Below are 19,563 nucleotides of genomic sequence, written 5' to 3'. Positions count from 1 at the left end.
TGGTGGGCACGGCGCCGAGGGCGCCTTTGCCCACCCTACGAGGAGTTCGCTGAGTGAGCGACCCCAAAGCCAGCCGCATGGTCTCGCCCGAGCGCCGCAGCGACGATGTCGGCGACACCGCGCTGCGGCCGCAATCGCTGTCCGATTTCGTCGGCCAGCAGCAGGCGCGCAAGAATCTCTCGATCTTCATCGAGGCCGCGCGCAAGCGCGGCGAGGCGCTGGATCACGTGCTGTTCGTCGGTCCCCCCGGCCTCGGCAAGACCACGCTGGCGCAGATCGTGGCGAAAGAGCTCGGCGTCGGCTTTCGCGCCACATCGGGGCCGGTGATCGCCAAGGCCGGCGACCTCGCCGCGCTCCTCACCAATCTCGAAGAGCGCGACGTGCTCTTCATCGACGAGATCCATCGCCTGAGCCCCGCGGTGGAAGAGGTGCTCTATCCCGCGATGGAGGACTTTCAGCTCGACCTCATCATCGGCGAAGGGCCGGCGGCGCGCTCGGTGAAGATCGAGCTGTCCAAATTCACCCTGGTCGGCGCCACCACGCGCGCCGGCCTTCTCACCAATCCCTTGCGCGACCGCTTCGGCATTCCGGTCCGGCTCAACTTCTACACGATCGAGGAGCTTGAGAGCATCGTCAGCCGAGGCGCGCGTGTGCTCAAGGTCGGCATGAGCGCTGATGGCGCCAACGAGATCGCGCGCCGCGCCCGCGGCACGCCGCGCATCGCCGGCCGCTTGCTCCGCCGTGTGCGTGATTTTGCCTCCGCGGCCGATGCCGACAAGATCGACCGCAAGATTGCCGACCACGCGCTGAGCGCACTCGAGGTCGACGCCGCCGGGCTCGATGCCATGGACCGCCGCTATCTCACGACCATCGCGCTCAACTATGGCGGCGGCCCGGTCGGCGTCGAGACCATGGCTGCGGCCTTGTCGGAGCCGCGCGATGCCATCGAGGACATCATCGAGCCCTATCTGATCCAGTGCGGCTATCTGCAGCGCACCCCGCGCGGCCGCCTGCTGACCTCGCACGCCTTCCGTCATCTCGGCATCGCCGAACCCTCGCGCGATGCGGCGGCGCAGTTCGGTCTGTTCGGCACGGATGACAGCGACGAGTGATCTGCTGAACCGCGCGGCCGTTCCGGCTTTGATGAATTTCCGTTAACCTCGTGCAAACGATCTGCACGAACGCACCCCAATTCCGCTCCAATCGGATATCATCAAGACGTCGCATCATCATCGGGCTTCCATGATCACGCGCCGTCATCTCATTCGTTCCATCGGCGGCCTGTCCGCCCTCGGCGTCTCGACTGCAGCCTATGGCGTCGGCGTCGAGCCGGTGCTGCGGCTGCGCGTCACGCGCTATCATCCCACGCCGCGGCAGTGGCCGGCGGATTTTCCGCTGAAGATTGCGGCCATCGCCGACATCCATGCCTGCGATCCCTGGATGTCGCTGGAGCGTATCGAGGGCATCGTCGACCGGACCAATGCGCTCAACGCCGATCTCATCGTGCTGCTCGGCGACTATGTCGCCGGCCTGCATCAGGTCACGCGCTTCATTCCGTCGAGCGAATGGGCGAGGGTGCTGGCGCGCCTGAAGGCGCCCCTCGGCGTCCATGCCGTCATGGGCAATCACGACTATTGGGACGACAGGACCGTGCAGCAGGCAGGGCACGGGCCGACCATCGCGCATCGTGCGCTGGAGGCGGCCGGCATCCCCGTCTACGAGAACGATGTCGTGCGCTTGACCAAGAATGGCCGTCCGTTCTGGCTCGCGGGGCTCGGCGACCAGCTCGCCTTCCTGCCGGCGCGGCGTTTCCGGAACATGGCGCACTTCGGCGCCGACGATCTCAGCGCCACGCTGGCGAAGATCACCGACGATGCGCCGGTCATCCTGCTCGCGCACGAGCCCAACATCGCGCCGCTGGTGCCCGCGCGCGTCGCGCTGCAACTGTCGGGCCATACCCATGGCGGCCAGGTCCGCCTGCTCGGCTGGTCGCCGGCCGTATCGCCGAAGAACGGCCTGCGGCTCGCCTATGGCCACTTCCGCCTGAAATGCGATCTCATCGTCTCCGGCGGCCTCGGTTGCAGCATCATGCCGCTCCGCTTCGGCGTGCCGCCCGAGATCGTCGAGGTGACGCTGGGACGGTCAGGGCTGGTTGTGTCCTAACACGCTTGCGCGTCCGGCTGTTTTTGCGCAAAACGAGCCGGTTACCGACAAGCGAAGAGGCTCGCGACGTGACAGCTCATCTCGACGGCGAGATCCGCGACGGCCGCCACCACATGCAGGTCCGTGTCTATTACGAGGACACGGATTTTTCCGGCATCGTCTATCACGCCAATTACTTGCGCTACATGGAGCGCGGACGCACCAATCATCTCAGGCTGATGGGCGCCGAGCAGCAGGCGCTGTTCGAGCAGACCGAGACGGAAGGCACGGGCTTTGCCTTCGTGGTGCGCTCGATGCATCTGGACTTTTTGAAACCCGCGCGAATGGATGACGTGCTCGATGTCGTGACCTGGCCGGTCGCGGTGAAGGGGGCGTCCATCATGCTGGCGCAGGAGGTGCGACGCGGCGACGATGTGCTGGTGAAAGCCGAGGTCCGCGTCGCCTTCATCAGCGGCGGTCGCGCCCAGCCGATCCCGAAATCGATCCGCCAGCTGATGAAGGCCGATCTGGTTTCGTGATCGCTCGATAGCGGATGGCCTATCGACTCTGCCGATTGCGACGATACATTCGCGATCCCGATCAACCGATGAGGCCATCATGTCGCGCCCGCCGCTTCCACCCTTCACCCGCGAGACCGCCGCGCAAAAGGCCCGCATGGCCGAGGACGCCTGGAATTCACGCGATCCGGTGCGGGTCTCGCTCGCCTATACCGAGGACAGCCGCTGGCGTAACCGCTCCGAAGTTTTTCAGGGCCGCGAAGCGATCGTCGCCTTCCTCACCCGCAAATGGGAGAAGGAGCAGGACTATCGGCTGATCAAGGACCTCTGGGCCTTCGACGGCAATCGCATCGCAGTGCGCTTCCAGTACGAATGGCACGATGCAAGCGGGCAGTGGTACCGATCCTACGGCAACGAGCAGTGGGAGTTCGACGAGCACGGCCTGATGAAGCGGCGCGAGGCCTCGATCAACGACATCGCGATCGCGGAGAAAGACCGCCGCTTCCACTGGGCCGCGCCGGGCCCGCGGCCGGCCGATGTGCCGGGGTTGGGAACGGATCCGTTTTAAGCCGCGCAAGCAACTGTCAATCCTCATGGTGAGGAGCCGCGAAGCGGCGTCTCGAACCATGCAGGCCCCGCTGCTGCATCCGGGCCTTCATCCTTCGAGACGCTTGCTTCGCAAGCTCCTCAAGATGAGGGGAGAGATTTGCGCGACAAGAACCGCGTAATCGCTCCGCCGAGCTTGGCGCTGTCCATCGGCTCCGCCAGCGACGCCCTTGCTGTGGCCACGACATCCTCCGGCGCCTTGCCGTCGCGCAGGTCGCAGCACACTTGCGCAAACCCCACGTCGAATTCCGGATGCGGCTGCACGGTCAGCGTTGCGCCGTTGGCGTAGAGCAGGCCGGCATGCGGGGTGAAGTCGGACGAGAGGATCGTCAGCGCGTCGTTCGGCGGCTCGATCACCTGGTCCTGATGCGAGGCGGCGATAGCGACCGCTTCGCCGTCGACCACTCCGTTCTCCGGCAGCACGTCATAGACGTGCCGGCCGATGCCCCAGCCCTTCTCCGACTTGCGCACGGTGCCGCCGAGCGCCTGCGCGATCAGCTGGTGGCCGAAGCAGACGCCGACCATCGGAATCTTGTTGGCGTAGGCCGTCCGCACGAAATCTTCCAGCGGCGCGATCCAGTCGAACCCGTCATAGACGCCGGCAGCCGCGCCGGTGATCAGGACGGCCTCGAGCTTGCTCGGATCGGGAAGCGCATCGCCGTTGGGGATGCTGACGACCTCGACCGTCGCTGTCGGATCCTCAGTGCGGATCATGCGCGCGAACATGTCCGGAAATGAACCGTGGCGCTCGCGGTATTTTTGCGGGACCTCTCCGGTCTCGATGATGGTGATGCGTGCCATGGGCCTCCCAGGCAAAAGGTTGCGAAGCTCAGCCGCTTTCTGCCCCATGTTGCTGGTGCGGCGCTGTGCGCTCGAGCAGAGCGCTCTCCTTGCGGATCTCGTTGAGAAAGGCCTTGGCCAGACGCGACAGCGGTTCGGCTTCCGACCATAGCATGTAGGCGACCGCCTGCGTCGTCGGGGTGAACGGACGGACGACGAGGCCGCCGCCGCCGTTCTGCCGCGGCGAGAAGGGATCGACCACCGCCGCGCCGACGCCGGCGGCGGCGAGCACGCAAGCCGTATTGCAGTAGCGCACCTCGACCGTCGGCCGGAACGGCGCGCCGGCCCGTGCAAAGCTGTCGCGCACGGCTTCGCCGAGCCGCGTGCCGCGTTCGAGCCCGATGAAGGGCAGGCCGGAGAGATCAGCGGCCGTGATCACCGGTCGTTCCGCGAGCGGATGCTGCGGCGGCAGCACGCACACCATCTCGCCGGTGTGCACCACCTCATGTGCAATCCCGGGATGATGCGTCAGTCCGAGCGCGAAGCCGAGCTCGGCGACACGGCTCAGCACGCCCTCGATGATGCCCTCATAGCGCCGTACGTCGAAGAACACCCGCGTCTCCGGTCGGCGGCGCAGGAAGCCGGACAGCGCGGACGGAATGATGCTGTAGGCGAGCGGCGGCGTCGCCACGATGGCGAGATGCCCGGAGCGGTTCTCGCGCAGATCGCGCACGCGGTTCTCGAGCTTGGCGTGCAGCGCAAAGATCGCCTCGCTCTCCTTGTAGAGCGCCATCGCTTCGGCGGTTGGAAACAGCCGGTTGTTGACGCGCTCGAACAGCGCAAAGCCGGCCTGCGCCTCCATCGTCTTCAGCGCATTGCTGACCGCGGGCTGCGACAGCGCAAGCTCGTCCGCCGCCGCCACCGTGGTGCGGTGCCGGATGACGGCGCGCAGGATCTCGAGCTGACGCAGGTTCATATCACTACCGATTATAGTCTGAGCTAAAACATCATAGCAAAGCGAATTGATTTTGCAGCAGCGCTTCCCCGTAATGGCAGCAGATTTGCACGTTGCATCAAAGGGTTCGCTCGCCCATTGAGGCAGCACTGCGCACAGATTGGAGGCAATCTTGGTTCGTGTCCTTCGCGCCGCCGCCGCTCAGATGGGGCCGACGCAAAAAGCAGACAGCCGCGAGCATACGTTGTCGCGGATGCTCGACATGCTGGAGGAGGCGGCCGGTCGGGGTGCGAGCCTTGTGGTGTTTCCGGAGCTCGCCTTCACCACCTTCTTCCCGCGCTGGCTGCTCGAGGGAGAGGCGCTCGACCGGTATTTCGAGCGCGGCATGCCGAACCCCGCTGTGGCAAAGCTGTTCGACCGCGCCCGTGCGCTGCGCGTCGGCTTCTATGTCGGCTACGCCGAGCTGACGCCGGAGGGTCGTCGCTACAATTGCTCCATCCTGGTCGATCGCGACGGCGAGGTTCTCGGCCGCTATCGCAAGGTGCACCTGCCGGGCTCGGTCGAGCCGCGTCCGGGCGCGCGCTACCAGCAACTCGAGAAGCGCTACTTCGACTATGGCGACCTCGGCTTTCCCGCCTTCCGCGCCGGCTCGTCCTGGGCCCACGCCATCATGGGCATGATGATCTGCAACGATCGCCGCTGGCCGGAATCCTGGCGCGTGCTCGGTCTGCAAGGCGTCGAGCTCGTCTGCATCGGCTACAATTCGGCGGCCTACGATCCCAACGGCGGCACGACGGAAGACGGCGCCTTGCGCACCTTCCACTCGACGCTGGTGACGCAGGCCAACGCCTACATGAACGCGACCTGGGCGATCTCGGTGGCGAAGGCGGGCGAGGAGGACGGCTCCGGCCTGATCGGCGGCTCCTGCATCGTCGATCCCAATGGCCGCATCGTCGCGCAGGCGCAGACGCTGGCCGACGAGGTGATCGTCGCCGACATCGATCTCGACCTCTGCCGCCAGGGCAAGGACAAGATGTTCAACTTCGCCGCCCACCGGCGGCCCGAGCAATACAGGGTGATCACCGAGCGTGCCGGCGTCATCGAGCCGGCCGTTCTCGACGCGGATTGATCAACAGCCGGTCGCGGCGTTGGCAAAGGAGCTGACATGACACGCCTTTCGCATTTGCTTGCCTTCGCAGCATTGGCTGCCGTGACGTCGGCGCGAGCCGCCGAACTGCCGGCGGAGATCAAGCAGGCCGGCACGCTGAAGCTCACGGTCAACTCCACCTACGCGCCGATGGAATACCGCGATCCCGCAACCAACGAGCTGGTCGGGCTCGACATCGATCTGGCGAACGAGCTCGCCAAGCGGCTCGGAGGCCTCAAGATCGTATGGAGCGAGACGCCGTTCGCCGAGCTGATTCCCTCGCTCCAGACCAAGCGCGCCGACTTCATCATCAGTGGCATCCAGGATCGTAGTTCGCGGCGTGAGACGGCGGATTTCGTCGACTATCTGACCACTGGTCCGCAATTCTTCGTGCTGACCGACAATGCGGCGAAGGTCGCCACCGATCTTTGCGGCAAGAAGGTCGGCACCACCCGCAGCACCGCATTTCCGCTCGAGATCGAGAAATGGAGCAAGCAGAACTGCGAGGCGGTTGGCAAGCCTGCCATTCAGTATGTGCCCGGCGAGAATTCGATCGACGTCCGCAATCAGCTCAAGCAGGGCCGCATCGATGCCGCGGTTCAGGGCAGTGAAACCCTGCCCTACGCGCAGACGCAGGAAGCCGGTAAGTACCGCGTCATTGGCGAGCAATTGTCCACGGGCTATCAAGGCATCATGTTCCGCAAGGACGATGCGGCGTTGCGCGAGGTCGTGACGGAGAAGCTCGCGGCCATGATCGCCGACGGCTCGTACAAGGCCATTCTCGACAAATGGGGTCTCGGGACCAATGCGGTCGCCCAGCCCATGCTGAACGCGGCGCCGCAATGAAGCCGGCGCCGGCACTCGCGCAAGGCTTTCCCGATCTGTCGGGCATGCGGATCGCGCGCGAGCCGCACTGGTTTCGCTGGATCAGCGCGGCCCTGATCGTCCTCGTGCTGGCGGCGATCGCGCGCGCCTTTGCGAACGGCCAGATCGAATGGTCCTATGTCAGCCGCTTCCTGACCGCAAAGGTCATCCTCGAAGGCATCGTCAACACCATGGTGATGGCGGTGCTGGCGATGATGCTCGGCATCTTTCTCGGCATCGTCGTCGCGATCATGCGGCTGTCGCCCAATCCGGTGCTGAAGTCGGTCGCCGCCGGCTACACCTGGCTGTTCCGCGGCACGCCGCTGATCCTGCAGCTGCTGCTGTGGTTCAACCTCGCGCTGGTGTTTCCGACCATCGGCATTCCCGGCCTGTGGTCTGCGCGCGCCGTCGACGTCATGACGCCGTTCCTCGCCGCGCTGCTTGGGCTCGGCATCAACCAGGGCGCCTACACCTCGGAAGTGATGCGTGCCGGCATGCTGTCGGTCGATATTGGGCAATACGAGGCGGCGCAGGCCATCGGTATGGGGCGGCTGCGCGCGCTGCGGCGGATCGTGCTGCCGCAAGCAATGCGCGTCGTGATCCCGCCGCTCGGCAACGAGTTCATCAGCATGGTGAAGGCGACTTCGCTCGCCAGCGTGATCCAGTATCCGGAGCTGCTGCACAATGCCGAGAACATCTATTACGCCAACTCCCGCGTCATCGAGCTGCTCATCGTCGCGGGGCTCTGGTACCTGCTCGTGGTCTCGATCCTGACCCCGCTCCAGATGCTGCTTGAACGCCGCTTTGCACGCGGCACATTGCGGCTGGCGCGATGACAAAACCCCTCGTCGCGATCCGCTCCGTCGCCAAGAATTTTGGGGAGTTTCAGGCTCTCAACAACGTCTCGCTCGACGTCTGGCCCGGCGAGGTGATGTGCCTGATCGGAGCCTCCGGCTCAGGCAAGACCACGCTGCTCCGCTGCATCAACCAGCTTACCACCATCGATGCCGGCGGCATCTGGCTCGACGGCGAGCTTCTGGGCGTGCGCGAGCACGGCGGACGCCTCCATCGCCTCAGCGAGCGCGAGATCGGGCGGCAGCGGCTGAAGACGGGCATGGTGTTCCAGCGCTTCAACCTGTTTCCGCACAAGACCGCGCTGGAGAACATCACCGAAGGTCCGACCCAGGTGCAGGGGCGCAAGCTGGACGAGGTGCGGGCCGAGGCGACCGAGCTGCTTCGTCGCGTCGGGCTGGCGGCCAAGGCGAATTCCTATCCGGCGCAGCTCTCCGGCGGCCAGCAGCAGCGCGTCGCGATCGCGCGGGCGCTCGCCATGAAGCCGATGCTGATGCTGTTCGACGAGCCCACCAGTGCGCTGGATCCCGAGCTCGTCGGCGAGGTGCTCGCTGTCATGAAGGAATTGGCGAAGAGTGGCATGACCATGATGGTGGTGACGCACGAGCTCGGCTTCGCCCGCGAGGTCGCCGACCGCGTCGTCTACATGGACCATGGCGCGATCGTCGAGCAAGGCCGCGCGTCCGACGTGTTGGGCGCGCCGCGCGAGGAGCGCACCAAGGCATTTCTTTCGGCAGTGATCTGAAACTGGGAGCGTGGTGATGAAGAGACTTTTGCTTGCGGCGGCGTTCCTGGGCGCCATGAGCGCGTCGGCGATGGCGGCCGAATTGCCGCCTGACATCGCCAAGCGAGGCAGCCTCAAAGTGGCGATCGTGCCGAACTATCCGCCGATGGAGTTCCGCGATCCCGCCACCAACGCGCTCTCCGGTTTCGACGTCGATCTGGGCGAGGCGATCGGCCGCAAGCTCGGCCTCAAGATCGAATGGACCGAGACCAGCTTTGCCGAATTCATGCCGTCGATTTCGACGGGGCGGGTGGATGCCATCCTGTCCGGTTTCACCGACTATGCGAGCCGGCACGAGGTCGCGACCTTCGTCGATTATCTGCGCAGCGGCCCGCAGTTCTTCGTGCAGGCGTCACGCAAGGCGGAATTCAAGGATGCGGTATCGCTGTGCGGCAAGAAGGTCGGCTCCAGCCGCCGCACCATGTTCCCGGCCCAGATCGCGGCGTGGAGCGAGAAGAATTGCGGCAGCAATCCGATTCAGGTCGTCGGCACCGACGGCTCGGCCGACGCGCGCACCCAGCTGCGGCAGGGCCGCATCGATGCCGCCGCCCAGGGCAACGAGACGCTGCCCTACATCATGGACCTCGAGCCCAACACCTATGCGACCGTGGGCGAACCCATCGCGCAGCAGTTCACCGGCATTGCTCTGCCGGTGAAGGAGAAGGCATTGCAACAGGCGATGCTGGAAGCCGTCGATGCGCTGATTGCGGACGGCACCTACAAGACGCTGCTGGCGAAGTGGAAATTGAGCGACAACGCAATCGAGAAGGCGACCATCAATGCTGGACAGTAAGGCACTCCAGAGCATCCCGCTCGTTCCGGCCAACACCGCCGATCCCGCGCCCGAATATCCCTGGCCGAAGCCGTACAATTCGGCGATGTTCCTGTCGTTCGACGTGGACGCGGAGAGCGCCTGGACCAGCAAGGATGCGGTGCATGCGCAGCGGCTCATCACCATGAGCTATGGCGGCTACGAGGCGCGCGTCGGCACGCCGAAGCTCTTGGAGCTGCTCGACCAGCTCGATCTCAAGGCGACGTTCTTCGTCACGGGGTGGTCGGTCGATGCGCATCCCGCGATGGCGGAATCCATTCTCAAGGCCGGTCACGAGATCGGCCATCACGGCTATCACCATCTGCTGCCAGATCCCGGCGATCCCTGGATCGAGGAGGAGCTGGAGCGCGGCTTCGAGGCGCTGAAGCGCCGGCTCGGCGTCAAGCCGACCGGCTATCGCGCGCCCTATGGCGAGTTCACGGAGGAGCTGCGCGTCGCGCTGGTGCGCCACGGCATCGTCTATACGTCTTCGTTCCGCGACGACGTCAGGCCCTATCGCCATCGCCTCGCCGACGGCAAGCCCGGCACGATCGAGCTGCCGGTGACCGCGAGCTACGATGATTGGATGCACGGCCTGTCCGCCCGCTTCAGCCCGCGCTCGATCTTCCCCAAGGAGCACGTGCTCTCGCTATGGAAGGACGAGCTGGACGAGGTCCGCGACTGGGGGGCGATGGTGACGACCGTGCTGCACCCCCAATGCAGCGGCCGCCCGATGCGGCTGCGGCTGCTGCGCGAGTTCCTGACTTACGCAAAATCGTGCCCGGATGTCTGGATCACCACCGGCGAGAAGATCGCGGAGAACTTCCTGCGCCACGAGGCCGGTCACCGCTGATGTCCATCTCCCGCCGCTCGCTCCTCAAGGCTGGCGCGGCGCTGCCGGCGGTGTCGCTGCCGGGCATCGTCCGCGCTGAATCGCAGTCCACGCTGCGCTTCATCCCGGTCATCGACCTCGCTTTCGTCGACCCCATCTATTCGACCGCGCAGGTGTCGCGAAACCACGGCTTCATGGTCTACGACACGCTCTACGGCATGAGCTCCTCGCTCCAGGTTTCGCCGCAGATGCTGTCGGGCCAGGCCATCTCTGGCGACCAGCTGCAGTGGGACCTCACGCTTCGTGATGGTCTGTTCTGGCATGATGGCGAGCGCGTGCTGGCACGCGATTGCGTCGCCAGCATTCGCCGCTGGGCCGCGCGCGACGGCTTTGGCGGCGAGCTGATGGAGGCAACCAACGAGCTCTCGGCTGTCGACGACCGCACCATCCGCTTCCGTCTGAAGCGTCCGTTCCCGCTGCTGCCGCAGGCGCTCGGCAAGGCCGCGATCAATGCCTGCTTCATGATGCCGGAGCGGCTGGCGAGCCAGGATCCGTTCAAGCCGCTCACGGAGGTGATCGGCAGCGGCCCGTTCCGCTATCTCGCCGACGAGCGCGTGCAGGGCGCGCGCAACGCCTATGCCAGGTTCGAGCGCTACCAGTCGCGCACCGACGGCAAGCCGGATTGGACCGCCGGGCCGAAGATCGTGCACTACGACCGCGTGGTCTGGACTACCACGCCTGATGCCGGCACCGGCGTCGCCGCGCTCCAGACCGGCGAGCAGGATTGGCAGGAAACCACGCCGCACGATCTGCTTCCGGTGATCAAGGCGGCCGGCGATATCGAGACGCGAATCCTCGATCCCAGAGGCTACGCCTGCATGCTGCGGCTCAATCATCTGCAGCCGCCGTTCGACAATCCCGCCATCCGCCGCGCGCTGTTGGGGGCGATCGACCAGTCCGCGTTCATGACCGCTGTCGCCGGCACCGATCCGGCGTTCCAGGTCTCGCCGATCGGCTATTTCGCATCCGGCACGCCGATGGCAAACGACGTCGGCCTCGACGTGTTCCGCGGCCCGCGCAACTACGACAAGGTCAAGGCTGACCTCAAGGCCGCCGGCTATAACGGCGAGAAGATCGTGCTGCTCGTGCCCACCAACTCGCTGGCGCAAAAGCCGCTCGGCGAGATCGCGGTGGACTCGTTGCGCAAGGCCGGCATGAACGTCGAATATGCCGGCCTTGATTTCGCCGTGGTGCTGCAGCGCCAGCTGAAAAAGGATCCGATCGGACAGGGCGGCTGGAGCGCCGCGGTCGGCAACTGGCAGGGCATCGACTGGCTCAACCCGGCCGGCAACACCAACATCCGCGGCGAAGGGAAGGTCGCGGGCTGGTATGCGAGCACGAAGATGGGCGCGTTGCGCAGCCAATGGCTGGTGGCCTCCGAGCTCGCCGAGCAGCAGCGCATCTGCCGCGAGATCCAGGCGGTCGCCTTCGAGGAAATCCCCTATATTCCGATCGGCCTCTACAAGCAGCCGACCGCCTATCGCAAGGCGATCACCGGCATTCTCGACGGCACCGCCGTGTTCTGGAACGTGCGCCCCGCATGAGCACAACAGCGATCTTCGGCAGCTACGTGCTGTCACGGAAAGACGGCGCGCAGGACGTGCTGCGCAACCATTGGGTTCTGGTCGAAGGCAAGAGGATCGCGGCGGTCACGCGCGACAAGCCGCGCGCCGATCAGGTCTATGATCGCCCGGGTCGCTTCGTGCTGCCGGGTCTGCTCAACCTGCACAATCACTGCTTTTCGGAAGCGGTGGCGCGCAGCCACACCGAGGACGGCAACGGCCGCCGGAACAACCAGAGCATCGTCTACACGGTGCTACTGCCGCTGACCAAGCGCGGCGCCGATATCCTGTCGGCTGAGGAACGGCTTGCGGTGGCGCGGCTCGGCATCCTCCAGCTGCTCAAAGGCGGCGCCACGACGGTGATGGAGCCGTTCCGCAACTCGATCTCCCAAATGTTCGACGCGGCGGAGGAGATGGGCATCCGCTTCTACGGCGCGCCCTATCTGTTCTCGACGTCCGACGCCAAGGCCGGGCCCGACGGTGTGGTCCTATATTCCGGCGATGACGGCGCCGCGGACTTGGCGACATGGGACGCGCTCTATCAGCGCTGGAACAATCGCGGCGACGGCCGCATCAGCCTTGCCATGAGCCCGCACGCCACCGACACCTGCGGTCCCGATCTCCTGAAGGCTTGCGCCACGCGAGCGCGCGAGCTCGGCGTTCCCATCACCACGCACATGGCGCAGAGCCGCGCCGAGGTCGAGACCATCGGCAAGCGCTATGGCGGCCGCACCCCGGCAGAATATCTGGACTGGCTCGGCCTGCTCGCGCCCGATCTGATGGCGGCGCATTGCATGTTCTCGAGCGACGACGATCTCAGGCTGATGGCCGCGCGCGGCATGACCGTCTTGAACTGCCCGCGCGTGTTCGCGCGCGCCGGCATCACCGCGGCGTTCAGCCGCTTCGCCGAGCACGGCGTGCGCACCGTGGTCGGCACCGACGGCTACAACATGGACCTGCTCGGCGAGCTCAATGCGGCATCGCTGATCTCCAAGATCACATCGGCGCGCCCCGATGTCGCGAACTCGCCGGAGCTGATCGAGGCGAATACGGCGGTGGCCGCCGACGTCATCAAGCGGCCCGATCTCGGCCGCATCGAGCCGGGCGCGACCGCCGATCTCACCGTCGTCGATCTCACCCATCCGCATCTGCAGCCGCTGTTCGATCCGCGCCGCGCGCTGATCGCGCTCGCCAACCGCGCCAATATCGATCAGGTCGTGGTCGATGGCCGCGTGCTGGTCGATGAGGGACGCTATCTCGGCGCGGATGAAGCGGCGATCATTGCGGCCGGCACTACCGCAATCGGCAAGATCTGGGATCTGCCGGAGGCGCAGGCGGCGTTCAACGGCTGAGCGCTGCTGACGCCACGACGACGGTGCGCTCCCTCCCCCGCTTGCGGGAGAGGGCGGGGGAGAGGGCTCTCTCCTCATAGGGACACTCTCAGTGTGGAGAGAGCCCTCTCCCGGCGCTACGCGCCGACCTCTCCCGCAAGCGGGAGAGGTTGCAGCGAGCCTGTAGCTGCACTGTTCAAATCCAAGCCCTAATCCTCAAACTCCACCAGCGCCTTGCGCATGGTCTCGACCAGGTCCAGCGCCACCGGCGACGGACTGCGCTGCGCCGGAAAGACCGCGGAGAATTCGAAGTCGATGCGCGGCAGGAAGCGGCGCGCGACGACGCCGCGCGTTGCGAATTCCTGCGCCGTGAAGGGATCGCAGATCGCGACGCCGAGCCCCGACGACACCATGCCGCACATGATCTCCGACAGCGTGGTCTCGACCCTGAGCACCCGGCGGACATCATGGCGATGGAAGACCTGGTCGACGAGATGCCGGCTCGACGATCCCGCCGAGAGCGAGATGAAGGTCTCGCCCTCGAAATCGCGCGGCTCCAGGACTTCCTTCTCCGCGAGGCGATGGCCGGTCGGGAGCACTGCAACGCGCGCCGGCGCTGGCAGCCGCTGGCTCGGCAGACCGGAATGCGCGATCGGCACCTCGGCAAAGCCGACGTCACATTGATTGTTCAGCACCCAGTCGACCACGATCGGCGAGATCACGCCGAAGAAGGCCAGGTTGAGGTTTGGCCGCTCCTTCAGGAACTGACCGGTGAGCCGCGGCAGATAGCCGTTCGACAGCGCCGGCAGCGCCGCGATGCGCAGCGAGCCGGTGCGGCGGCTGCGGATTTCTTCTGCTGCCGCAGTGATGCGCTCCAAGCCGACGAAGGAGCGCTCGACCTCGGTATAGAGCGCCATCGCCGCCGCGGTCGGCACCAGTCCGGTGCCGCGCCGTTCGAACAGCTCCATTTTCAGCAGGGCCTGGAGGTCGCGCAGCAACCGGCTGACGGCCGGCTGCGTCACCTTCATCAGCGCCGCCGCCTCGGTCACACTGCCCGTCAGCATTGTCGCGCGGAAGGCCTCCACCTGCCGCGAATTGATCCGCGCCATTCCAGATTCCGATCATAACATTTTGGCATGCAGAGGGTGCCATTATTCATTGGACGATGGAAGTATAGGTTGCGATCTTTTTCATCAGGACTGGAGACAGCCCGCTTTTTCGGCAGATTGGAGGGGTTCAAACCTTCAGATCGCGCCAAAACCCCGCCGAACAGGGGCCGGAGCCCTGATCGGAGAGGGTTTGCGCGGAAGGGAATGCGGAAGGTGCTTCAGCCAGCGAGACTCGTCGGCACGTCACCTCATTCCGGTATTGGAGATCGGTCCACATGAAGACTTTTCGCCTTCTGACCGCGGTCAGCATCGCAGCGCTCATTGCCTCCCCATCAGTCGCCTGGGCCCAGCAGAAAACGCTCTATGTCGCCGGCTATGGCGGCTCGTTCGAGAAGACCATCCGCGACGAGGTGATCCCGGCCTTCGAGAAGGAGAACGGCGTCAAGGTCGAATACGTCGCCGGCAATTCCACCGACACGCTGGCCAAACTCCAGGCGCAGAAGGGCAATCAGCAGATCGACGTCGCCATCGTCGATGACGGCCCGATGTACCAGGCGATCCAGCTCGGCTTCTGCGGCAAGCTCGACGGCCTGCCCGCAGATCTCTACGACACCGCGCGTTTCAAGGACGATCGCGCGGTCGCGATCGGCATCGTCGCCACCGGCCTGATGTACAACACCAAGGTGTTCAAAGAGAAAGGCTGGGCGCCGCCGACCTCGTGGAACGATCTGAAAGACACGAAATACGCCAAACAGCTCGTGATCCCGCCGATCAACAACACCTATGGTCTCGAAGCGCTGGTGATGCTGTCGAAGATGAACGGCGGCGGCGAGACCAACGTCGATTCCGGCTTCAAGATCTTCAAGGAACAGATCAATCCGAACGTGCTGGCCTATGAGCCGTCGCCGGGCAAGATGACCGAGCTGTTCCAGTCCGGCCAGGCCGTGATCGCGGTGTGGGGCACCGGCCGCGTGCAGAGCTTTGCCAATACCGGCTTCCCCGTCGACTTCGTCTATCCCAAGGAAGGCGCAGCGACGCTGTTGACGACGGCGTGCCCGATCAACAAGCCCAACGCCTCGCCGCTGGCGGCGAGCTTCGTCAAGATGCTGCTCGATCCGAAGATCCAGCTCGTGATGCTGAAGGATTACGGCTACGGCCCGGTGCTGAAATCGCTGGTGATCCCGCCGGAGCTCGGCAAGATGGCGCCGATCGGCGAGCGCGCGGCGAAGCTCTACAATCCGGACTGGACCGTGATCAACGAGAAGCGCGAGGAGTGGACCAAGCGCTGGAATCGCGAGGTCGAGCGCTGATCGGTCGCCGCGGAGACAGCGCCATGGCCTATCTCGAGCTCGATCGGGTCGCCAAGCAGTTCGGCACGCAGACTGTGGTCGACGACTTCAGCCTGTCGGTGGGGAAGGGGGAGTTCATCTCCTTCCTCGGCCCGTCCGGCTGCGGCAAGACCACGACCTTGCAGATGATCGCGGGCTTCCTCGATCCCACGCGCGGCGCGATCCGCCTCGAGGGCAAGGACCTGACCGCGATTCATCCGGCCAAGCGCGGCCTCGGCATCGTGTTCCAGAGCTACGCGCTGTTTCCGCACATGACCGCGGCGGAGAACGTCGCCTTTGGCCTGGAGATGCGTGGCGTGCCGCGCACCGAACGGGCCGAGCGCGTGCGCGCCGCGCTCGCGATGGTGGGGCTCGCCGGTTATGAGGACCGCCATCCGCGCCGCATGTCCGGGGGCCAGCAGCAGCGCGTGGCGCTGGCGCGCGCGCTGGTGATCAAGCCGAGCGTGCTGCTGCTCGACGAGCCGCTGTCGAACCTCGACGCCAAGCTGCGCGAGGAGATGCAGATCGAGCTGCGCCAGATCCAGCGCACCGTCGGCACCACCACGATCCTGGTCACCCACGACCAGAACGAGGCGATGTCGCTGTCCGACCGCATCGTGGTGATGAGCCAGGGCAAGATCGAGCAGATCGGCACGCCGCAAGAGACTTACGAGAAGCCGGCCTCCGCCTTCGTCTCGCAATTCCTCGGCAAGACCAACGATTTTGCCGGAACCATCGACCGGACTGTCTCGCCGACGCAACTGGTGGCGGGCTCCTGGCGCGCACCGGCGCCGGCCGGGCTCGGCGGTCCCGTCACCGTCAGCGTTCGCCCGGAAAGAATCGGCTTTGGCGATACAGGGCTCAGCGCAAAAATCATCACCCGCATCTTCCAGGGCAATCATTGGCTGTTCCAGTGCAACAGCGAATGCGGCCCGGCGATCGTGATACGCCAGAATGACGGCACGGCGCAGCCGGCCGAAGGCGACGCGGTTCGCCTCACCTGGCGGGCCGAGGACATGAGCGTGCGCGCGAGGGTCGGCGCATGAGCATGGCCGCCGAGGAGCGCAGCCTACGCGCGCCGTGGGCACTCACCGCGCCCGCCCTGATGCTGTTCGTCGGCGTGCTGCTGATTCCGCTGGCAATGACGGTGATGCTGTCGTTCCACGATTGGGGCCAGTACAAGGGCATCGAGCCGGTCTTCATCCTGAAGAACTGGCACGAGATGGCGACCGATCCCTATTACGCCGAGATGTTCTGGCGGACGTTCCGCATCGCGATCCTGACCACGTTGCTCACCGCGCTGCTCGGGGCACCCGAAGCCTACATCCTCAACCGCATGAGCGGCCGCTGGAAAAGCTTCTTCCTGCTGGTCATTCTCGGGCCGCTGCTGATCTCCGTGGTGGCGCGCACGCTCGGCTGGGCACTGCTGTTCGGCGGCAACAACGGTCTCGTCAACAAGCTCCTGATGTCGCTCGGCGCGATCCGTTCGCCCATTCCGTTCATGTTCACCGAAACCGGCATGGTGGTCGCGCTCGCGCATGTGATGATGCCGTTCATGGTGCTCTCGGTGTGGGCGGCGCTGCAGCGGCTCGACCCGCAGATCGAGAATGCCGCGATGTCGCTCGGCGCGGGCCCCGCGACCATCATTCGCCGCATCATCATGCCGCAGATCATGCCGGGCGTGCTGTCGGGCGCCATCATCGTGTTCTCGCTCTCGGCCAGCGCTTTCGCCACACCGGCGATCATCGGCGGCCGCCGGCTCAAGGTCGCCGCGACGCTTGCCTATGACGAGTTCCTCAACACCCTGAACTGGCCGCTGGGAGCTGCGGTCGCAACGCTGCTGCTGGTCGCGCTGGTGCTGATCGTGGTCGGCAGCAATGCGCTGATCGAGCGCCGCTATGCCGAGGTGTTCCGATGAGGCAGAACGGTCCGCTCGCGCTGATCTTCCATACCATCTTCGTCATCGTCATGGTGGCGCCGATCCTGGTGGTCTGCCTCGTCGCCTTCACCCCCGAAGGGTTTCTGTCGCTGCCGACCAACGGGTTTTCGCTGCGCTGGTTCAGGACCATCCTGAACTATCCCGAATTCATTCACGCCTTCTGGGTCAGCCTCGGCCTCGGCGCGCTGTCCTCGCTCGTGGCGCTCCTGTTCGCGGTGCCGGCGGCGCTCGCGATCGCGCGCTATCGCTTTCGCGGCCGTGGTGCGCTGGCGGCGTTGTTCCTGTCGCCCCTGATGATCCCGCACGTCGTGCTCGGCATCGCCTTCCTGCGCTTCTTCACCTCGGCGGGCCTCGGCGGCAGCTTTGCAGCGCTGATCATCGCCCATGTCATCATCGTGTTTCCGTTCGCGCTGCGGCTGACCTTGGCGGCTGCGACCGGCATGGATCGTTCGGTCGAAATGGCTGCCGTCTCGCTCGGTGCGGGCGGCTGGACGCTGTTCCGCCGCGTGACCTTGCCGCTGATCCTGCCCGGCGTCATCAGTGGCTGGGCGCTCGCCTTCATCCAGTCTTTCGACGATCTCACCATGACCGTCTTCCTCGCCGCGCCGGGCACCGAGACGTTGCCGGTGCGGATGTTCCTTTACATCCAGGACAACATCGATCCGCTGGTGACGTCGGTCTCGGCCTGCGTGATCGCGATCACCATGACCGCCCTCATTCTGCTCGACCGCTTCTACGGGCTCGACCGTGTGCTCGCCGGCAAGGGCGATACGGGACGATAGGAGAACCTATGCGAACGGATTACGACGTCGCCGTCGTCGGCGGCGGACTGCTCGGCTCCGCCATTGCCTGGGGCCTCGGCCGGCTCGGCAAGAAGGTCGCCGTGCTCGACGAAGGCGACATCACCAAGCGCGCCTCGCGCGCGAACTTCGCGCTGGTGTGGGTGCAGAGCAAGGGGCTCGGCATGCCCGCCTATACGGTGTGGACCGTGCAGGCCTCGCAGGCATGGGGCCGGCTTGCCTCCGAGTTGAAGCAGCAGACTGGCCTCGACGTTGCCCTTCAGCAGAATGGCGGTTTTCACCTCACCCTCGGCGAGGACGAATTCGGCCAGCGCACCGAGCTCGTCAAGCGCATGCACAACCAGGCCGGCGCGGCCGACTACAAGATGGAAATGCTGCGGCCGTCCGAGCTGAAGAAGGCGCTGCCGCTGATCGGGCCCGAGGTCTCCGGCGGCAGTTACTGTCCGCTCGACGGCCATGTCAATTCGCTGCGCACGTTCCGCGCCTTCCACACCGGCTTCGTTGCGTTCGGCATCGACTATTTTCCGGAGCGTCCGGTCTCGGCGATCAGCAAGAGCGGCGGCGAATTTCGCCTGACGACGCCCAAGGGCGAGCTGCGTGCCGCCAAGATCGTGCTCGCCGCCGGCAATGCCAACCAGACGCTCGCGCCGATGGTCGGCCTCTTTGCTCCGATGGGCCCGACCCGTGGCCAAGTCGTGGTGACCGAGCGCACCATGCCGTTCCTGCCGCATCCGCTGACCACGATCCGTCAGACCGACGAGGGTACGGTGATGATCGGCGACAGCAAGGAGGACGAGCTCGACGATCGCACGCTGAAGCCTTCGATCAGCGGCGTGATGGCTGATCGCGCGCAGCGGATGTTCCCGCATCTGTCGCGGCTCAACGTGGTCCGGAGCTGGTCGGGCATTCGCGTCATGCCGCAGGACGGCTTTCCGATCTACGACCAGTCGGAGACGCATCCCGGCGCCTTCGTCGCCTGTTGCCATTCCGGCGTGACGCTGGCTTCCAACCATGCCTTCGAGATTGCGCGCATGGTGGCGCAGGGCGCGCTCGAGCCGGAGCTGGTTGGTGCGTTCTCCGCCAGCCGCTTTGGTGGCGCAGGCGCTGCCAACAGCAGCGGCTACTAGAGATCACAAGGAGCCA

At 65.5% G+C, this 19,563-nt stretch carries 20 protein-coding genes; 17 read left to right on the top strand and 3 right to left on the bottom strand.

Annotation, left to right across the window (positions count from 1 at the left end; genetic code table 11):
* Nucleotides 1-53 precede the first annotated feature (53 nt).
* The 4 genes from ruvB to XI05_RS17820 all read left to right on the top strand — a co-directional run bounded on the left by ruvB (nt 54) and on the right by XI05_RS17820 (nt 3,228).
* Nucleotides 54-1,112 carry a Holliday junction branch migration DNA helicase RuvB gene (ruvB, locus tag XI05_RS17835; protein WP_271503992.1) on the top strand — a complete coding sequence of 353 codons (1,059 nt, stop codon included), beginning with the start codon at nt 54-56 and terminating at the stop codon, nt 1,110-1,112.
* A gap of 130 nt (nt 1,113-1,242) precedes the next feature.
* Nucleotides 1,243-2,163, top strand: coding sequence for a metallophosphoesterase (locus tag XI05_RS17830; protein ID WP_271503990.1), 921 nt, complete (start codon nt 1,243-1,245; stop codon nt 2,161-2,163).
* Nucleotides 2,164-2,231: 68 nt separating this feature from the next.
* On the top strand, nt 2,232-2,681 hold the full coding sequence (gene ybgC / locus XI05_RS17825) for a tol-pal system-associated acyl-CoA thioesterase (RefSeq protein ID WP_172784831.1): 450 nt from the start codon (nt 2,232-2,234) through the stop codon (nt 2,679-2,681).
* A gap of 79 nt (nt 2,682-2,760) precedes the next feature.
* Complete coding sequence (locus tag XI05_RS17820) at nt 2,761-3,228, top strand: nuclear transport factor 2 family protein (RefSeq protein ID WP_271503989.1); 468 nt, start codon at nt 2,761-2,763, stop codon at nt 3,226-3,228.
* Between the two features lie 119 nt (nt 3,229-3,347).
* On the opposite strand, the gene XI05_RS17815 is transcribed toward XI05_RS17820, so the two are convergent.
* A complete protein-coding gene (locus tag XI05_RS17815; protein ID WP_271503987.1) occupies nt 3,348-4,067 on the bottom strand; it encodes a type 1 glutamine amidotransferase in 720 nt (239 codons plus the stop codon).
* Between the two features lie 28 nt (nt 4,068-4,095).
* Entirely contained in the window at nt 4,096-5,022 is a 927-nt protein-coding gene (locus XI05_RS17810) for a LysR family transcriptional regulator (protein WP_271503985.1), read from the bottom strand.
* A gap of 151 nt (nt 5,023-5,173) precedes the next feature.
* Here XI05_RS17810 and XI05_RS17805 point away from each other — a divergent pair, with 151 nt between their 5' ends.
* From XI05_RS17805 to XI05_RS17770, 8 genes are read left to right on the top strand one after another with little or no spacing between them, the layout of a single operon-like run.
* On the top strand, nt 5,174-6,130 hold the full coding sequence (locus XI05_RS17805; protein WP_212254222.1) for an N-carbamoyl-D-amino-acid hydrolase: 957 nt from the start codon (nt 5,174-5,176) through the stop codon (nt 6,128-6,130).
* Nucleotides 6,131-6,166: 36 nt separating this feature from the next.
* Nucleotides 6,167-6,994: an ABC transporter substrate-binding protein gene (locus XI05_RS17800; RefSeq protein ID WP_271503984.1), complete on the top strand. Its 828-nt coding sequence runs from the start codon at nt 6,167-6,169 to the stop codon at nt 6,992-6,994.
* Nucleotides 6,991-7,848, top strand: a complete 858-nt coding sequence (locus XI05_RS17795) for an amino acid ABC transporter permease (protein WP_212254224.1) — start codon at nt 6,991-6,993, stop codon at nt 7,846-7,848. Before XI05_RS17800 ends, XI05_RS17795 begins: the two co-directional genes overlap by 4 nt.
* Nucleotides 7,845-8,609: an amino acid ABC transporter ATP-binding protein gene (locus XI05_RS17790; RefSeq protein WP_271503982.1), complete on the top strand. Its 765-nt coding sequence runs from the start codon at nt 7,845-7,847 to the stop codon at nt 8,607-8,609. Before XI05_RS17795 ends, XI05_RS17790 begins: the two co-directional genes overlap by 4 nt.
* A gap of 16 nt (nt 8,610-8,625) precedes the next feature.
* A complete protein-coding gene (locus XI05_RS17785) occupies nt 8,626-9,441 on the top strand; it encodes an ABC transporter substrate-binding protein (protein WP_271503980.1) in 816 nt (271 codons plus the stop codon).
* Nucleotides 9,428-10,312 (top strand): polysaccharide deacetylase family protein, encoded by an 885-nt coding sequence (locus XI05_RS17780; protein ID WP_271503978.1) that lies wholly within the window; start codon nt 9,428-9,430, stop codon nt 10,310-10,312. The genes XI05_RS17785 and XI05_RS17780 overlap by 14 nt, the downstream gene beginning before the upstream one ends.
* The gene (locus tag XI05_RS17775; protein ID WP_271503976.1) at nt 10,312-11,895 is read left to right on the top strand and encodes an ABC transporter substrate-binding protein; all 1,584 of its coding nucleotides are present in this window, start codon (nt 10,312-10,314) and stop codon (nt 11,893-11,895) included. The genes XI05_RS17780 and XI05_RS17775 overlap by 1 nt, the downstream gene beginning before the upstream one ends.
* Nucleotides 11,892-13,265, top strand: a complete 1,374-nt coding sequence (locus tag XI05_RS17770; RefSeq protein WP_271503972.1) for an amidohydrolase family protein — start codon at nt 11,892-11,894, stop codon at nt 13,263-13,265. Before XI05_RS17775 ends, XI05_RS17770 begins: the two co-directional genes overlap by 4 nt.
* A gap of 188 nt (nt 13,266-13,453) precedes the next feature.
* Here the strand turns inward: XI05_RS17770 and XI05_RS17765 are convergent, their stop codons facing one another.
* Entirely contained in the window at nt 13,454-14,353 is a 900-nt protein-coding gene (locus XI05_RS17765; protein WP_271503969.1) for a LysR substrate-binding domain-containing protein, read from the bottom strand.
* 275 nt (nt 14,354-14,628) lie between these two features.
* On the opposite strand from XI05_RS17765, the gene XI05_RS17760 reads away from it, so the two are divergent.
* The 5 genes from XI05_RS17760 to XI05_RS17740 are packed head-to-tail and all read left to right on the top strand — an operon-like array spanning nt 14,629 to nt 19,547.
* Complete coding sequence (locus tag XI05_RS17760) at nt 14,629-15,663, top strand: ABC transporter substrate-binding protein (RefSeq protein WP_172784818.1); 1,035 nt, start codon at nt 14,629-14,631, stop codon at nt 15,661-15,663.
* Between the two features lie 23 nt (nt 15,664-15,686).
* A complete protein-coding gene (locus XI05_RS17755) occupies nt 15,687-16,727 on the top strand; it encodes an ABC transporter ATP-binding protein (RefSeq protein WP_271503966.1) in 1,041 nt (346 codons plus the stop codon).
* The gene (locus XI05_RS17750) at nt 16,724-17,599 is read left to right on the top strand and encodes an ABC transporter permease (protein WP_260382098.1); all 876 of its coding nucleotides are present in this window, start codon (nt 16,724-16,726) and stop codon (nt 17,597-17,599) included. Before XI05_RS17755 ends, XI05_RS17750 begins: the two co-directional genes overlap by 4 nt.
* Nucleotides 17,596-18,402 (top strand): ABC transporter permease, encoded by an 807-nt coding sequence (locus XI05_RS17745; protein ID WP_271503962.1) that lies wholly within the window; start codon nt 17,596-17,598, stop codon nt 18,400-18,402. Before XI05_RS17750 ends, XI05_RS17745 begins: the two co-directional genes overlap by 4 nt.
* Nucleotides 18,403-18,410: 8 nt before the next feature.
* Nucleotides 18,411-19,547: an NAD(P)/FAD-dependent oxidoreductase gene (locus XI05_RS17740; RefSeq protein WP_271503959.1), complete on the top strand. Its 1,137-nt coding sequence runs from the start codon at nt 18,411-18,413 to the stop codon at nt 19,545-19,547.
* Nucleotides 19,548-19,563: the final 16 nt, after the last annotated feature.

Origin of the sequence: Bradyrhizobium sp. CCBAU 11357 (assembly GCF_028128865.1) — a bacterium.
In the GTDB taxonomy this organism is placed as follows: domain Bacteria; phylum Pseudomonadota; class Alphaproteobacteria; order Rhizobiales; family Xanthobacteraceae; genus Bradyrhizobium.
Note: the sequence above shows the minus strand (reverse complement) of the source record. Positions and strands in the feature narration are given on the sequence as shown.

Bases quoted from the DNA above. Each gene is read 5' to 3' on its own strand.
- XI05_RS17790 (WP_271503982.1), top strand. From the start codon at position 7,845: ATGACAAAACCCCTCGTCGCGATCCGCTCCGTCGCCAAGAATTTTGGG.
- XI05_RS17810 (WP_271503985.1), bottom strand. From the start codon at position 5,022: ATGAACCTGCGTCAGCTCGAGATCCTGCGCGCCGTCATCCGGCACCGC.
- XI05_RS17740 (WP_271503959.1), top strand. From the start codon at position 18,411: ATGCGAACGGATTACGACGTCGCCGTCGTCGGCGGCGGACTGCTCGGC.
- XI05_RS17775 (WP_271503976.1), top strand. From the start codon at position 10,312: ATGTCCATCTCCCGCCGCTCGCTCCTCAAGGCTGGCGCGGCGCTGCCG.
- XI05_RS17800 (WP_271503984.1), top strand. From the start codon at position 6,167: ATGACACGCCTTTCGCATTTGCTTGCCTTCGCAGCATTGGCTGCCGTG.
- XI05_RS17830 (WP_271503990.1), top strand. From the start codon at position 1,243: ATGATCACGCGCCGTCATCTCATTCGTTCCATCGGCGGCCTGTCCGCC.
- XI05_RS17755 (WP_271503966.1), top strand. From the start codon at position 15,687: ATGGCCTATCTCGAGCTCGATCGGGTCGCCAAGCAGTTCGGCACGCAG.
- XI05_RS17815 (WP_271503987.1), bottom strand. From the start codon at position 4,067: ATGGCACGCATCACCATCATCGAGACCGGAGAGGTCCCGCAAAAATAC.
- XI05_RS17780 (WP_271503978.1), top strand. From the start codon at position 9,428: ATGCTGGACAGTAAGGCACTCCAGAGCATCCCGCTCGTTCCGGCCAAC.
- XI05_RS17795 (WP_212254224.1), top strand. From the start codon at position 6,991: ATGAAGCCGGCGCCGGCACTCGCGCAAGGCTTTCCCGATCTGTCGGGC.
- XI05_RS17820 (WP_271503989.1), top strand. From the start codon at position 2,761: ATGTCGCGCCCGCCGCTTCCACCCTTCACCCGCGAGACCGCCGCGCAA.
- XI05_RS17745 (WP_271503962.1), top strand. From the start codon at position 17,596: ATGAGGCAGAACGGTCCGCTCGCGCTGATCTTCCATACCATCTTCGTC.
- XI05_RS17760 (WP_172784818.1), top strand. From the start codon at position 14,629: ATGAAGACTTTTCGCCTTCTGACCGCGGTCAGCATCGCAGCGCTCATT.
- XI05_RS17765 (WP_271503969.1), bottom strand. From the start codon at position 14,353: ATGGCGCGGATCAATTCGCGGCAGGTGGAGGCCTTCCGCGCGACAATG.
- XI05_RS17750 (WP_260382098.1), top strand. From the start codon at position 16,724: ATGAGCATGGCCGCCGAGGAGCGCAGCCTACGCGCGCCGTGGGCACTC.
- XI05_RS17785 (WP_271503980.1), top strand. From the start codon at position 8,626: ATGAAGAGACTTTTGCTTGCGGCGGCGTTCCTGGGCGCCATGAGCGCG.
- XI05_RS17770 (WP_271503972.1), top strand. From the start codon at position 11,892: ATGAGCACAACAGCGATCTTCGGCAGCTACGTGCTGTCACGGAAAGAC.